At 62.9% G+C, this 12,287-nt stretch carries 12 protein-coding genes; 4 read left to right on the top strand and 8 right to left on the bottom strand.

Translation table 11 applies throughout. The features are described 5' to 3' along the window. Window positions 1-38: 38 nt before the first annotated feature. The 7 genes from QTA58_RS12645 to QTA58_RS12615 all read right to left on the bottom strand — a co-directional run bounded on the left by QTA58_RS12645 (window position 39) and on the right by QTA58_RS12615 (window position 7,100). Window positions 39-752: an ABC transporter ATP-binding protein gene (locus QTA58_RS12645; protein ID WP_289669089.1), complete on the bottom strand. Its 714-nt coding sequence runs from the start codon at window positions 750-752 to the stop codon at window positions 39-41. Beyond that, on the bottom strand, window positions 745-1,494 hold the full coding sequence (locus tag QTA58_RS12640) for an ABC transporter ATP-binding protein (RefSeq protein ID WP_289669088.1): 750 nt from the start codon (window positions 1,492-1,494) through the stop codon (window positions 745-747). Before QTA58_RS12640 ends, QTA58_RS12645 begins: the two co-directional genes overlap by 8 nt. Next, window positions 1,491-2,504: a branched-chain amino acid ABC transporter permease gene (locus tag QTA58_RS12635; RefSeq protein WP_289669087.1), complete on the bottom strand. Its 1,014-nt coding sequence runs from the start codon at window positions 2,502-2,504 to the stop codon at window positions 1,491-1,493. Before QTA58_RS12635 ends, QTA58_RS12640 begins: the two co-directional genes overlap by 4 nt. Further along, complete coding sequence (locus tag QTA58_RS12630) at window positions 2,497-3,363, bottom strand: branched-chain amino acid ABC transporter permease (protein WP_085420644.1); 867 nt, start codon at window positions 3,361-3,363, stop codon at window positions 2,497-2,499. The genes QTA58_RS12635 and QTA58_RS12630 overlap by 8 nt, the downstream gene beginning before the upstream one ends. A 92-nt stretch (window positions 3,364-3,455) precedes the next feature. Beyond that, entirely contained in the window at window positions 3,456-4,652 is a 1,197-nt protein-coding gene (locus tag QTA58_RS12625; RefSeq protein WP_289669086.1) for an ABC transporter substrate-binding protein, read from the bottom strand. Window positions 4,653-4,880: 228 nt separating this feature from the next. Next, the gene (locus QTA58_RS12620) at window positions 4,881-5,690 is read right to left on the bottom strand and encodes a GntR family transcriptional regulator (protein WP_289669085.1); all 810 of its coding nucleotides are present in this window, start codon (window positions 5,688-5,690) and stop codon (window positions 4,881-4,883) included. A gap of 168 nt (window positions 5,691-5,858) precedes the next feature. Continuing rightward, the gene (locus tag QTA58_RS12615) at window positions 5,859-7,100 is read right to left on the bottom strand and encodes an ROK family transcriptional regulator (RefSeq protein ID WP_289669084.1); all 1,242 of its coding nucleotides are present in this window, start codon (window positions 7,098-7,100) and stop codon (window positions 5,859-5,861) included. 304 nt (window positions 7,101-7,404) lie between these two features. Between QTA58_RS12615 and QTA58_RS12610 the strand changes: the two genes are divergently transcribed. The 3 genes from QTA58_RS12610 (at window position 7,405) to QTA58_RS12600 (ending at window position 10,476) form a co-directional block, all read left to right on the top strand. Then, on the top strand, window positions 7,405-8,430 hold the full coding sequence (locus QTA58_RS12610) for a sugar ABC transporter substrate-binding protein (RefSeq protein WP_085420647.1): 1,026 nt from the start codon (window positions 7,405-7,407) through the stop codon (window positions 8,428-8,430). 175 nt (window positions 8,431-8,605) lie between these two features. Beyond that, window positions 8,606-9,685, top strand: coding sequence for an ABC transporter permease (locus QTA58_RS12605; RefSeq protein WP_085420648.1), 1,080 nt, complete (start codon window positions 8,606-8,608; stop codon window positions 9,683-9,685). Further along, on the top strand, window positions 9,685-10,476 hold the full coding sequence (locus QTA58_RS12600) for an ATP-binding cassette domain-containing protein (protein ID WP_085420822.1): 792 nt from the start codon (window positions 9,685-9,687) through the stop codon (window positions 10,474-10,476). The genes QTA58_RS12605 and QTA58_RS12600 overlap by 1 nt, the downstream gene beginning before the upstream one ends. Before the next feature lie 43 nt (window positions 10,477-10,519). On the opposite strand, the gene QTA58_RS12595 is transcribed toward QTA58_RS12600, so the two are convergent. Further along, window positions 10,520-11,422: a LysR family transcriptional regulator gene (locus tag QTA58_RS12595; protein ID WP_289669083.1), complete on the bottom strand. Its 903-nt coding sequence runs from the start codon at window positions 11,420-11,422 to the stop codon at window positions 10,520-10,522. Window positions 11,423-11,529: 107 nt separating this feature from the next. On the opposite strand from QTA58_RS12595, the gene QTA58_RS12590 reads away from it, so the two are divergent. Next, window positions 11,530-12,255 (top strand): SDR family oxidoreductase, encoded by a 726-nt coding sequence (locus tag QTA58_RS12590; protein WP_085420650.1) that lies wholly within the window; start codon window positions 11,530-11,532, stop codon window positions 12,253-12,255. The last annotated feature ends 32 nt before the right edge of the window (window positions 12,256-12,287 follow it).

The following is a 12,287-nucleotide window of genomic DNA, read 5'->3' as shown; positions in this document are numbered from 1 at the left end:
TTGCTCCATCCACTTCTGGTTTCGATTGCAGGGAAAAGTCACGCGCCTTCGGCGCCGAGGCCGATCAGCGACGCCATCAGGTCCGGCGCGGCCTTGAGCTCCCGGCTCGATCCGCCCCAGGAGACGCGGCCGCGGTCGAGAACGATCGCCGTCTCGGCCATCTCGAGCGCCAGATCGACATAGTGTTCGACAACGATGGAAGCGATCGCCCCTTCGGTGCGGATTCGATTGATCGCATCGACAAGCAGATCAACGATGACCGGGGCCAGCCCCTCGAACGGCTCGTCGAGCAGGAGCAGGGAGGGGTTGCCGGCAAGCGCCCGGCCCATCGCCAGCATCTGCTGTTCGCCGCCGGAAAGCTGACCGCCGCCATTGCCGCGCCGTTCGTAAAGCCGGGGAAAGAAATCGTAGATGCGCGCGATCGTCCATTCTCCGGGCCGCGCCGCGACCTTGAGATTTTCCTCGACGGTGAGCGAGCGGAAGATCTCGCGCTGCTGCGGCACCAGCGCCATGCCCATCTGATTGCGATGATGCGGCTGCATGGCGCTGACATCCTTCCCCTTGAAGACGATGCGGCCGCCGGTCTGCGCGGTCAGACCCATGATCGTCTCGATCAGGGTCGTCTTGCCGACGCCGTTGCGGCCGAGCAGGGCAAGGGTGCTCTGCGCAGGCAGAGAGAACGACACGTCGTGCAGCACGCGTACGGTGGCGTAGCCCGAGTGAACCGCCTCGACGGAGAGAAGCTTATCCATGCCGACGCCCCAGATAGACGTCGCGCACGCGCTGATCCTTTCGCACTTCCTCCGGTGTCCCCGTGAGCAGCACCCGCCCGTCGACCAGAACGGTGATCGTCTGCGCAAACCGGAATACCAGGTCCATGTCGTGCTCGATGATCAGCACCGAGACCGTGTCCGGCAGCCCCTTCAGGAGGTCGAGCAGCATCTCCACGTCCTTGGCTGCAAGCCCGGCCGCCGGCTCGTCGAGCAGCAGCACGTTCGGCCGAAGTGCGAGCGCCAGCGCCATCTCGACGATGCGCTGCTGCCCATAAGAGAGATTTGAGACCAGCCGATCGGCGGTATCGGAGAGATTGAGGCGCAGGAGATGCTCCTCGATCCGCGCAGCCAACGCGGGGTCCCTGCTGATATTGCCGAGGACCCGCGCATCCGCACCGTCGTGTGCGACCATCGCCAGCGCCACGTTCTCGGCAACCGTCATCGTCGGAAAGAGTGAATTGATCTGGAAGGTACGGGCAAGCCCTCGCTTCACCCGCTCCGCCTGGGAAAGGTTGCCGATCCCGCTGCCTCCGAGCAGGATCTCGCCGCCGCTCGGTTTCAGGACGCCGGTGATCAGGTTGACCAGCGTCGACTTGCCGGCGCCGTTCGGGCCGATCAGCGCATGGCGCGCGCCGGCGGCCACCGTCAGCGACACGTCCCTCGTCACTTCCAACCCGCCAAAGGCCTTTTTCAGGTTACGGATCTCCAGCGCGAAGCTCATGACTTCCGCTCCCGGCCACGAAGTTGCTGGGTCAGTGCCGAGAAGCGCCCCGCGATACCGTCCGGCGCCAGCCAGACCGTGAGAACGATCAGGCCGCCGAGGATGAAGAGCCAGTTGAACGGGTCGATGGCGGCCGCGCGGTCGGACAGCACGACGAAGACGATCGAGCCGATCACCGCGCCGTAAAGCCGGCCGATGCCGCCAAGGATCAGCACGATCAGCACATTGCCCGAGAGCGTGAAGGCGAGCGTGTTGAGCCCGACGAGCTTGGTCACCTGTGCCGAAAGCGCTCCCGCAATGCCGGCAAGCGCGCCGGAAATCGCATAGAGGAGAACAAGGCGGTTCAGCACCGGCACGCCGAGCAATTGCATACGCTGCGCGTTGGAGCGGATGCCCCGGGCCGTCAGCCCGAAATTCGAGTTGGCGACGACACGTGCGATGAGGAAAACGACGATGAGGATGCAGACGCTGTAGATATAGGCCGTCCGGCCGAAGAGATCGAAACGGAAGAGGCCGAAGACCGGATCGATCCGGTAGCCGCTGAGGCCGTCGTCGCCGCCGGTGACCGCACGCATGCTGTTGGCGAATTCGTGCACCATCGTGGCGCAGGCGAGCGTCAGCATCACGAGCGTCAATCCCTTCGCCCTCAGCACCACGACGCCGCTGACGGTGCCGAAAATGCCGGCCGCGATTGCCGCCACCAGCAATCCGGAGATCGGCTCCTGCCAGACATGCAGCGCATAAAGTCCGGCCGCATAGCCGCCGATCCCGTAGAAGACAGTATGGCCGAGCGTCTCGATGCCGCCGTAGCCGAGGGCGAGGTCGAGCGAGATCGCGAAGATGATCATGATCGCCACCTGCGTTGCGAGCGGCAGATAGCCCGGCAGCAGGTAATAGACGGCGACGAAAACCACGAGCATGACGATCTCGAACCAGCCGAAGCGGTGGGTCCTGAGCGCCGAGCGCATCTCCGGAACCGAGGTCCCGATGGTATTTTCGGGCTTACGCATTTTGGAAAAGCCCCCTCGGCCGGACCAGCAGGAACGCGAAGACCGTGACGTAGATCACGAAGCCGCCGAACTCCGGCACGAAATAGCGCCCGAACGTATCGATCAGGCCGAGCGCCAGCGCCGCGACCAGCGATCCCTTGAGGCTCCCGAGCCCCCCGACGGTCACCACCATCAGGACCAGGACGAGATATTTGAGCGCGTAGAAGGGTTCGAGCGGCAGCATCTGGGCGCCGAGCACGCCGCCGAGCGCCGCAAGCCCGCAGCCGGCCGCAAAGGCGACCGAAAGCAGCCGGCCGACATCGATCCCCGAGGCCCGCGCCATGCGCGGATTGTCGATCGCGGCACGCAGCTTGGCGCCGAACATCGTCCATTCGAAGGTCGCCCACAGAAGCACCGCGACGCCGGCGCTGACCGCCACCAGAAAGATGCGGTATTTCGAAATGGTCAGCCCGCCAGCCAGCCAGACGCCGTTCAGCGCCTCCGGCACCGGAATGTTCTGCATCAGCGAGCCGAAGAGCAGATTGATCGTCGCAACCATCAGATAGGTGAGGCCGAGCGTCATCAGGATCTGCCCGAACTCGTGCGTCCGGTAGACGACCCGGTAGATCGTCTGTTCCAGCAGGAAACCGACCGCCATGGTGAAGAGGACGGCGATCGGCAGGGCGGCCAATAGAGGCAGCCCCATCGAGACGAGAGCCAGCGCCGCATAGCCGCCGATCATCGCGAAACCGCAATGCGACAGGTTGACGATGCGCATGATCCCGAGCGTGACGGTGAGACCCGACGCGATCAGGAACAGGATCATTCCGTAAGACGCGCCATCTATGAACAAGGATAACAAGGTCGATAGCGACGGCATCGATCTTCCCGCTCGTTCGAGTTCAATGATCGTTCGGCCCGGATCGGGCCGGCTCAAGTCTCCGATCCGGCCTATTTTGCCGGCCGGCCCTACTATTCCGGATTGAGCTCCTTCCAGGGGTCCTTCACCGCCTCCTGGGTGGCGAGCGTCTTGTTGTAGAGCACGCCGTCGGCCCGCTTCTCGACCACCCTCAGATAGACGTTCTGGATGATGTCGCGCGTCTTTGCGTCGATGGTGACCGGGCCGCGCGGGCTCTGGATCGTCAGACCCTTGATGCTGTCCATCGCAGCCGTCCCGTCCTTTTCGCCCTTCGTCGCCTCGATCATGTGATAGACGAGCGCGAGGCCGTCATAGGCGGCGACGGTCGCGAGATTGGGCAGGCCCTTCGCACCGTATTTCTTCGTCAGCGCCTCGACGAAGGCCGTGTTTTCCGGATTGTCCTGATAGGGACTGTAGGTGAAGACCGAATGGATGCCGACGGCGGCGTCACCCAGCGCCGGAAGGTCGGTCTCCTGCACCTCGGCGCCCACATAGACGTCGATCCCCGCCTTCAGGAGGCCGCGATCTACATAGGCCTTGAGGAACCCGACGGACATTGGTCCGACCGGCATGAAGACGAGAGCCACATCCGGCTTGGCTTCCTGGATGCGGAGCAGGTAGGTCGAGAAATCCGTCGTGCCGAGCGGCACCTTGATCTCTTCAAGGATCTTTCCGCCCTTCTTCTCGAAACCGTAGCGGAAGGAATCGAGCGCATCCTTGCCGGGGGCATAGTCGGCCGAGACGATGACGGCGGTCTTCTTGCCCTGGTCGAAAGCATATTCGCCCGCCGGTGCCGCCACCTGCCACTGGGTGAAACCGGTACGCGTCAGGAATTCCGAGGCACGTGTCACGGACGATGTGCCCGAATTGAGATTGATGATCGGGACTTCCGCTTCCGTGGCGATATCGGCGACCGCCAGGATGGTCGGCGTGAATTCAAGCCCGATGATATACTGCACGCCGTCGCGCACGACGAGTTCCTGCGCGAGCTGCTTGGCGCGGGCCGGTTCGTTGCCGCCGACGTCGCGATAGATCAGCTCGACGTCATGGCCGGCGGCCTTGCTCTGATGCTGCTCCTGATAGAGATCGAGCGCGTTGCGGAACTGCACGCCCCAGGAGGCGTAAGGGCCGGAAAACGAGCCGAGGATGCCGACCTTGATCGTGTCCGCCATAGCCTCGGCCGACAGGGCCATGCCCGCGGCGAAACACGCCATACCGACGAAATGTTTGAATCTGCCTGGAAATTCCATGAGGTCTCCTCCCCTCAATGTTCAAGACATAGCTCTTCGTTGCGGCTGCTCGCGCAACCACGGATATTCGCAGATCGAGATCGTATTCCTCCCGCAGGCACCTCTCACCGTCACCTGCACCGGCAGGCTACGACATTTCCATTTGGGATACAATAACGAAATTAGACGGCGGAAATAGGCGGATTTAATGCAAACTAATTGCATTAACGTATAGTTTGGATGCAAACTTTACGATTGCTTGTCCTTGTCCTGAAGGAATTCGTCGATATTGGACGCGCCCGCCCCCGGATCGACGATGGGAAGCAGGCGGGATGGCCCAAGGTTGAAAGGGCCCGGACTGAGGCCGAGGCTGATCTTGACGCCTTCCCCGTGTTCCTGGAACAGCCGGCCGACACGGGACACATCCCTGGCGATCAGCGCCAGGACCATATGGTGATGCTGCCAGTGCGCCTGGTGCAGGTGCTGGATGCGATCGCTCTTGGCGATGTCGTCGAACCGTATGGCGCCAGGAGCGCCGAACGGGACGCGGTCCAGCAACGAGATGATCTGCGGGACGATGCTGACGCCGGCCGCTTCCAGGATGAGGCCGTGGAATCGCGCGTTCATCCGCGCATAACGGGCTTCCCGCTCCTGCGGATCTGCATTGGAGCTGAAAATCTCGTCGCCCTCCAGAAGACAAGCCTTGAGGTCGGCAACCAGTTTCGGCGAGGGACCGGCGGCGGCGATCCTTTTGGCGGCATAAGCCTCGATGATCGACCGAAGCTCGATCGCCTCCTTCACCTCCGCGACCTTGTAGGTCCTGACGCGATAGCCGCGAGGCCCGGTTCGCTCGAGAACGCCTTCCTCGACCAGAATGGCCAGAGCTGTGCGGATCGGCGTGCGGGAAACCCCCAGGGCCTCCGCGAGACTGGCTTCGGAGAGCTTCTCGTCCGGACCGATCTTTCCATCGACGACCCAGGCGCGCAGGGTGTCGATGACGTGCTTCTGCCGGCTTTCCTGCCTCTCATCACCGGTCGGGACCCTCTCGAAAGGCACCATATCGTCTGCTCCACGGCATTTCGTATGCGATCAAACACGGCTCAAGAGCCGTACGGCAATCAGTTGCCGACGGCTTGAGGCGACGCCTCTCCGATAGCGTATGTAAGATGACAAGGTATTCTGTAGCAACACGAACCGCAGACCCGCAGTGACTGAGACGTTCGCCGGTCATGAGGAAAGGTCGTCGCGCACCTCTTTGAAAAGCACGCTCTGATCGGTGAGATATTTCGCGAAAATCGGCAGGCTCGCCCCGCCGATCGCCCGGGCATGCGAGCCGACCTTGCCTTCGATGATGTCGGGAATGATCACACCCTGAAGATCGAGCCGGGATACGGCCTCGATGGTCGAGGCCACGATGCGTTTGCGCACCCAGGCCGGAAAACCGCCGTCGATCACCGCCGCGCCGAAGTCGATGATGGAAGCCGCCGCGACGATCGCCTGCGCGAGAGCATTGGCGGTTTCGAGGATCCAAAGGTCGAGCGGCTCGCCGAAATCGATCCAGTCGTCGGCGGAATACCAGAGCGGCTGCGGATCGATGTTCCGTTCCCTCAAAAGGTTTTCGAGGACGAAGATCGAGGCGATGTCGAGCAGCTGGCGCGTCTCTCCGTCCTTGCCGCGCACGGGAAGCGGCCCCACCGCGCCGGCGGTTCCCGTGCGGCCGGAAAAGATCGCCGAATTGAGCACGATGCCGCCTCCGACGAAGGAGCCGATGAAGAAATAGACGAAATCCGGATAGGCAGGCCCGACCCCGAACACCAGCTCCGCCCCGCAGGCGCTCGTGGCGTCGTTCTGCAGGTAAACGGCGTGACGGACGCGGCTTGCGATCTCCGCCTGCAGATCCACGCCGCGCCAGGCGTCCATCGCGCCCTGCGGCGCGCCGACCTCGTCCGCCCAGTTCCAGAGTTCGAACGGCGCGGCAATGCCGATCCCGGCGATCCGGCCTTGCTGCACCTCGTCCAGTTGCCCCTCCAGCCGGTCGATGCCGGACGTGATGATGTCGATGATTTTCTCCGGCACCGGATAGGCGTAGATCTCGTGGTATTGCAGCCGGATGCGGCCGACGAAATCCATCAGCACGAGGTCGGCGCTGCGCCGGCCGATCTTCACGCCGAAGGAATAGACCGCGTCGGGATTGAGCCGCATCGGCACCGAAGGCTGACCGACCCGTCCGCGTACCGGTTCGCCGCGCAGAAGCAGCCCGTCCTTTTCGAGCGCGCGCATAATGACGGAAACGGTCTGCGCCGAAAGTCCGCTCCGGCGGGTGATGTCCGCCTTCGACATGGAGCCGTTGAGCCGCACCAGCGAAAGCACGAAGCGCTCATTATACGCCCTCACCCGCACCTGGTTCGAGCCGCCGGTGAAATTGCCCAGCGGCGCATGACCCGGCGCCACGCCATCCGATACCGACATCGGCCTTCCTCCCAGAAATCCTTCCCGGCGCGATACCGCTTCGCAAGAGCCCGACGCTTTTCGGATATCTCGGAGCGAAGCGCAAGCGGCGCAGCCGGCATGGGAATTCCACTTCAGGCGGCAGACTATGCCATGGTCGATAAATAATTCAATCGGAATTAATTATTGACAGCCAATTTGAACTCGTTCTTAATGGGCATGCAGGCACGGACGACCTTGGAGGAGGCATCTGCCGAATTCGATGGCACCTGTGTTCCACCTGCTGATCCGCATGACGGACAGATTTCACTCTCGGGAGGAGACCATGAAGAAAACCGTACTTTCCGCCGCATTCGGCGCGCTTGCCCTCGGCGTCGCTTTTTCCGCACCGGCCGAGGCTGCGGATACATCGGCCTGCCTGATCACCAAGACCGATACGAACCCATTCTTCGTCAAGATGAAGGAAGGCGCGACCGCCAAGGCCAAGGAACTCGGCGTGACGCTGAAATCCTATGCCGGCAAGATCGACGGCGACAGCGAAAGTCAGGTCGCCGCAATCGAGACCTGCATCGCCGACGGCGCCAAGGGCATTCTCATCACGGCCTCCGACACCAAGGGCATCGTGCCGAACATCAAGAAGGCGCGCGATGCCGGCATCCTGGTCATCGCGCTCGATACGCCGCTTGAGCCGATCGACGCTGCCGATATGACCTTCGCCACCGACAATCTGCTCGCCGGCAAGCTGATCGGCCAATGGGCCAAGGAGACGCTCGGCGACGAGGCCGAGGACGCCAAGGTCGCTTTCCTCGATCTCACGCCCTCCCAGCCCTCCGTCGACGTGCTCCGCGACCAGGGCTTCATGATGGGCTTCGGCATCGACGTGAAGGACCCGAACAAGATCGGCGACGAGGATGACCCGCGCATCGTCGGCCACGACGTCACAAACGGCAACGAGGAAGGCGGCCGTACCGCGATGGAAAACCTTCTCCAGAAGGACCCGACCATCAATGTCGTCCACACCATCAACGAGCCTGCCGCGGCGGGCGCCTATCAGGCCCTGAAGGCGGTCGGCCGTGAAAAGGACGTGCTGATCGTCTCGATCGACGGCGGCTGCCCGGGGGTCAAGAATGTCGCCGAAGGCATCATCGGCGCAACCTCGCAGCAATACCCGCTGCAGATGGCGGCCCTCGGCATCGAAGCGATCAAGAAATTCGCCGACAGCGGCGAAAAGCCGAAGCCGACCAGCGGCAAGGACTTCTTCGATACCGGCGTGACGCTCGTCACCGACAAGCCCGTTTCGGGGATCCAGTCGATCGACACGAAGGAAGGTCTCGGCAAGTGCTGGGGCTGATGATGCTCTGACAAAAGGGGTGGGGACGGAATGCCGTCCCCGCCGCAGTCTAAATTTTGGCGGCGCATCGGATAAGGTGTAGCCTGCAAAAGCCCTGCCCCGGATCGGCCCTCTTCCGGATCGGATGTCCGGCTGGCGGCCCCGTGGGAGCGGGATTTCATGCGGAGGAATTTCCATGAGCGAGCCAACGGCGGCTGCGCCGCATCATGACTATGAAAAGGTATTGAAGGACAGTGCGACGGAGGTCGCCTCTTTCGACACCGACGACAAGACCCTCGTCCAGAGATTCCGGCATTTCCTGCACACCAGCCCTTCGGCGGTCTCGCTGATCGTGTTGGTCGCCGCCCTGATCGTCTTCGGCGCCCTGCTCGGCACAAAGTTCTTCTCAGCCTTTTCGCTGACATTGATCCTGCAGCAGGTGGCGATTACCGGCATCGTCGGCGCCGCCCAGACGCTGGTCATCATGACGGCCGGCATCGATCTCTCGGTCGGCGCGATGATGGTGCTCTCCTCGGTCGTCATGGGCCAGTTCGTCTTCCGCTACGGCTTCCCCCCGGAGATCGCCATTCTCTGCGGTTTTGCCGTGGGAGCACTGTGCGGCTATATCAACGGCGTGCTGGTGGCGCGCATGAAGCTGCCGCCCTTCATCGTCACGCTCGGCATGTGGCAGATCGTGCTGGCGTCGAACTTCCTCTATTCGGCCAACGAGACGATCCGGGCGCAGGAAATCGAGGCGACGGCGCCGATCCTGCAATTCTTCGGCAACACGTTCCGCGTCGGAGGGGCGGTGTTCACCTACGGCGTCATTACCATGGTGCTCTTGGTGATGCTGCTCTGGTACGTCCTCAACCACACCGCCTGGGGCCGGCATCTCTACGCCGTCGGCGACGATCCGGAAGCAGCCGAGCTTTCCGGCGTCAACGTGAAGCGCATGCTGATCTCGGTCTACGTTCTGTCCGGCGTCATCTGCGCGCTCGCGGGCTGGGCGCTGATCGGCCGCATCGGTTCGGTTTCGCCGACGGCTGGCCAGTTCGCCAACATCGAATCCATCACCGCCGTGGTGATCGGCGGCATATCGCTCTTCGGCGGCCGTGGCTCGATCCTCGGCATGATGTTCGGTGCGCTGATCGTCGGCGTCTTCTCGCTGGGCCTCAGGCTGCTCGGCACAGACGTGCAATGGACTTATCTTCTGATCGGTGTGCTGATCATCGCCGCCGTCGCGATCGATCAATGGATCAGAAAGGCAGCCGGCTGATGGCCCAGGAAGCGAACATGCAACCCATTCTCGCCGCTCGGGGTCTCGTCAAGCGCTACGGCCGCGTGACCGCCCTCGACAATGCCGACTTCGATCTCTATCCCGGCGAAATCCTCGCCGTGATCGGCGACAACGGCGCCGGCAAGTCCTCGCTGATCAAGGCAATATCCGGCGCCGTCCGGCCGGACGAAGGCGAGATCACGCTGGAAGGCCGGCCGGTGCATTTCAAGTCGCCGATCGAGGCACGCGAAGCCGGCATCGAGACCGTCTACCAGAACCTGGCGCTTTCGCCGGCATTGTCGATCGCCGACAACATGTTTCTCGGCCGGGAGATCCGGAAGCCGGGCTTCATGGGCAAATTCTTCCGCAAGCTCGACCACGGAGCGATGGAGAAATTCGCCCGGTCGAAGCTTTCGGAACTCGGCCTGATGACGATCCAGAACATCAACCAGGCGGTGGAGACCCTCTCCGGCGGCCAGCGCCAGGGCGTCGCGGTGGCACGCGCCGCGGCCTTCGGCTCCAAGGTCATCATCCTCGACGAGCCGACCGCCGCCCTCGGGGTCAAGGAAAGCCGCCGTGTGCTCGAGCTCATCCTCGATGTGCGCTCGCGCGGCATCCCGATCGTGCTGATTTCCCACAACATGCCGCATGTCTTCGAGGTCGCGGACCGCATCCACATCCATCGGCTTGGAAGGCGGCTGACCGTCATCGATCCCAAGGAATACACGATGTCCGACGCCGTCGCCTTCATGACGGGCGCCAAAACGCCGTCCCAGCCGGTTGCGGCCTGACAGCTTCAGCATAGGGCACAACGGGCTCGAACCTGGCTTGATTTCAACGGTAGCCGCGCCCGGAGTTCCGCACGTGATCGACAAGCGCGCGAAGCTTCGGGGCCGCATTCCGGCGGCTGGGATAGTAAAGATAGAAACCCGCGAAAAAGGGGCAGTAATCCTCCAGGACGGGCACCAGTTCGCCCCGCTCGATCCATGGGCGAAAACTTTCCTCCATTCCGAAGGTGATGCCCGCACCGGCGACCGCCAGCTTGATCATCAGCGCCATATCGTTTGTGGCGACTTTCGGCCCGACCGCGACGCTGAATTCCTTGCCCCCTTCGGCAAATTCCCACCGGTAGGGAGCGGATTTCGGCGAAGGGCGCCAGCCGATGCAGGAATGGGATGCGAGTTCGGCCGGATGCGACGGCATTCCGCGCCGGTCGATATAAGACGGCGCGCAGACGGCCAATTGCCGCTCATCTCCCGCAACCGAAACGGCAATCATGTCCTGCGCGATGACCTCTCCCAGGCGCACGCCGGCGTCATATCCTTCCGCGACGATATCGAAATCCTCGTCCGTCACGGTTATGTCGAGGTCCACCTCGGGATTCTCCTGAAGAAAGTCAGCGAGAAACGGACCGGATAGAAAACGTTCGGCAATCGACGAGACGGCAAGCCGCAGGCGTCCGCGCGGGCGCCCTTTCAACGCCTCGGTCCTTTCAAGCGCGACCCGCATATCGGCGACGGCGGGAGCGATCCTCTCATAGAGCCGTTCCCCTGCTTCGGTGAGGCTGACGCTGCGGGTAGTCCTGAGGACCAGCGCGATTTCCAGGCGCTCCTCGAGCCGCCGGATTGTCTGGCTGACCGCCGAGCGGGTCACGCCCAGCCGCACCGCGGCTGCACGAAAACTCCGCTCCTCCGCCACGAGGGCGAAGACGGCGAGCGCATTGAGATCGGGCTCCATTGGTTAGCCTCTCTTTCCAATCTGATAAGAAGATGATGACTTATCGCAACAATGCCCGCCGCCTACATTCGGGGCAACACAAATTTCGATGATGAAAGGACCAGTCCATGCCCATCGGCAAAGTCGTACTCATTACAGGCGCCTCTAGCGGCATCGGGGCGGGCATCGCCCGGGAGCTTGCGTCCGCCGGCGCGAAAGTGGCGCTGGGCGCACGGCGCATCGAGCGCCTGGAAGCCCTCGCAGGCGAACTGACCGAAGCCGGAGGGACGGTTCTGGCTCATCCATTGGACGTCACCGACCGCGAGAGTGTCGCCGCATTCGCCAATGCGGCGCGCGACGCATGGGGCCGTGTGGATGTGATCGTAAACAATGCCGGTGTGATGCCGCTGTCGCTCATGGCGTCGATGAAGGTCGAGGAATGGGACCGGATGATCGACGTCAACATCAAGGGCGTGCTCTATGGCATCGCCGCCGTGCTTCCGGAGATGGTAGAGCGCCGTTCCGGTCACATCATCAACATCGCCTCGATCGGAGCGCTCGCCGTTTCGCCGACGGCCGCTGTCTACTGCGCGACCAAATATGCCGTGCGCGCGATCTCCGACGGGCTGCGCCAGGAGCATGAAACGCTCCGCGTGACCTGCATCCATCCGGGCGTCGTCGAAAGCGAACTCGCCGACACCATCACCGATCCCGTCGCCATAGAGGCGATGAAGACCTATCGCGCTATCGCGCTCAAACCGGACGCCATCGCCCGCGCGGTACGCTTCGCGATCGAGCAGCCCGACGATGTCGATGTCAACGAGATCGTCATCCGCCCAACCGCCACCACCTGAGGAGAACAGCATGACCAGACATATGCCCCTCC

Origin of the sequence: Neorhizobium sp. CSC1952 (genome assembly GCF_030378245.1) — a bacterium.
Taxonomy (GTDB): Bacteria; Pseudomonadota; Alphaproteobacteria; order Rhizobiales; family Rhizobiaceae; genus Neorhizobium; species Neorhizobium oryzae_A.
The sequence above is the reverse complement of the archived record's forward strand: the minus strand, read 5'-3'. Positions and strand labels throughout refer to the sequence as shown.

Excerpts from the sequence above, each read along its gene's own strand:
- QTA58_RS12645 (WP_289669089.1), bottom strand. The coding sequence starts at position 752 with ATGGATAAGCTTCTCTCCGTCGAGGCGGTTCACTCGGGCTACGCCACC.
- QTA58_RS12635 (WP_289669087.1), bottom strand. The coding sequence starts at position 2,504 with ATGCGTAAGCCCGAAAATACCATCGGGACCTCGGTTCCGGAGATGCGC.
- QTA58_RS12595 (WP_289669083.1), bottom strand. The coding sequence starts at position 11,422 with ATGGAGCCCGATCTCAATGCGCTCGCCGTCTTCGCCCTCGTGGCGGAG.
- QTA58_RS12610 (WP_085420647.1), top strand. The coding sequence starts at position 7,405 with ATGAAGAAAACCGTACTTTCCGCCGCATTCGGCGCGCTTGCCCTCGGC.
- QTA58_RS12615 (WP_289669084.1), bottom strand. The coding sequence starts at position 7,100 with ATGTCGGTATCGGATGGCGTGGCGCCGGGTCATGCGCCGCTGGGCAAT.
- QTA58_RS12630 (WP_085420644.1), bottom strand. The coding sequence starts at position 3,363 with ATGCCGTCGCTATCGACCTTGTTATCCTTGTTCATAGATGGCGCGTCT.
- QTA58_RS12625 (WP_289669086.1), bottom strand. The coding sequence starts at position 4,652 with ATGGAATTTCCAGGCAGATTCAAACATTTCGTCGGTATGGCGTGTTTC.
- QTA58_RS12590 (WP_085420650.1), top strand. The coding sequence starts at position 11,530 with ATGCCCATCGGCAAAGTCGTACTCATTACAGGCGCCTCTAGCGGCATC.
- QTA58_RS12600 (WP_085420822.1), top strand. The coding sequence starts at position 9,685 with ATGGCCCAGGAAGCGAACATGCAACCCATTCTCGCCGCTCGGGGTCTC.
- QTA58_RS12620 (WP_289669085.1), bottom strand. The coding sequence starts at position 5,690 with ATGGTGCCTTTCGAGAGGGTCCCGACCGGTGATGAGAGGCAGGAAAGC.
- QTA58_RS12640 (WP_289669088.1), bottom strand. The coding sequence starts at position 1,494 with ATGAGCTTCGCGCTGGAGATCCGTAACCTGAAAAAGGCCTTTGGCGGG.
- QTA58_RS12605 (WP_085420648.1), top strand. The coding sequence starts at position 8,606 with ATGAGCGAGCCAACGGCGGCTGCGCCGCATCATGACTATGAAAAGGTA.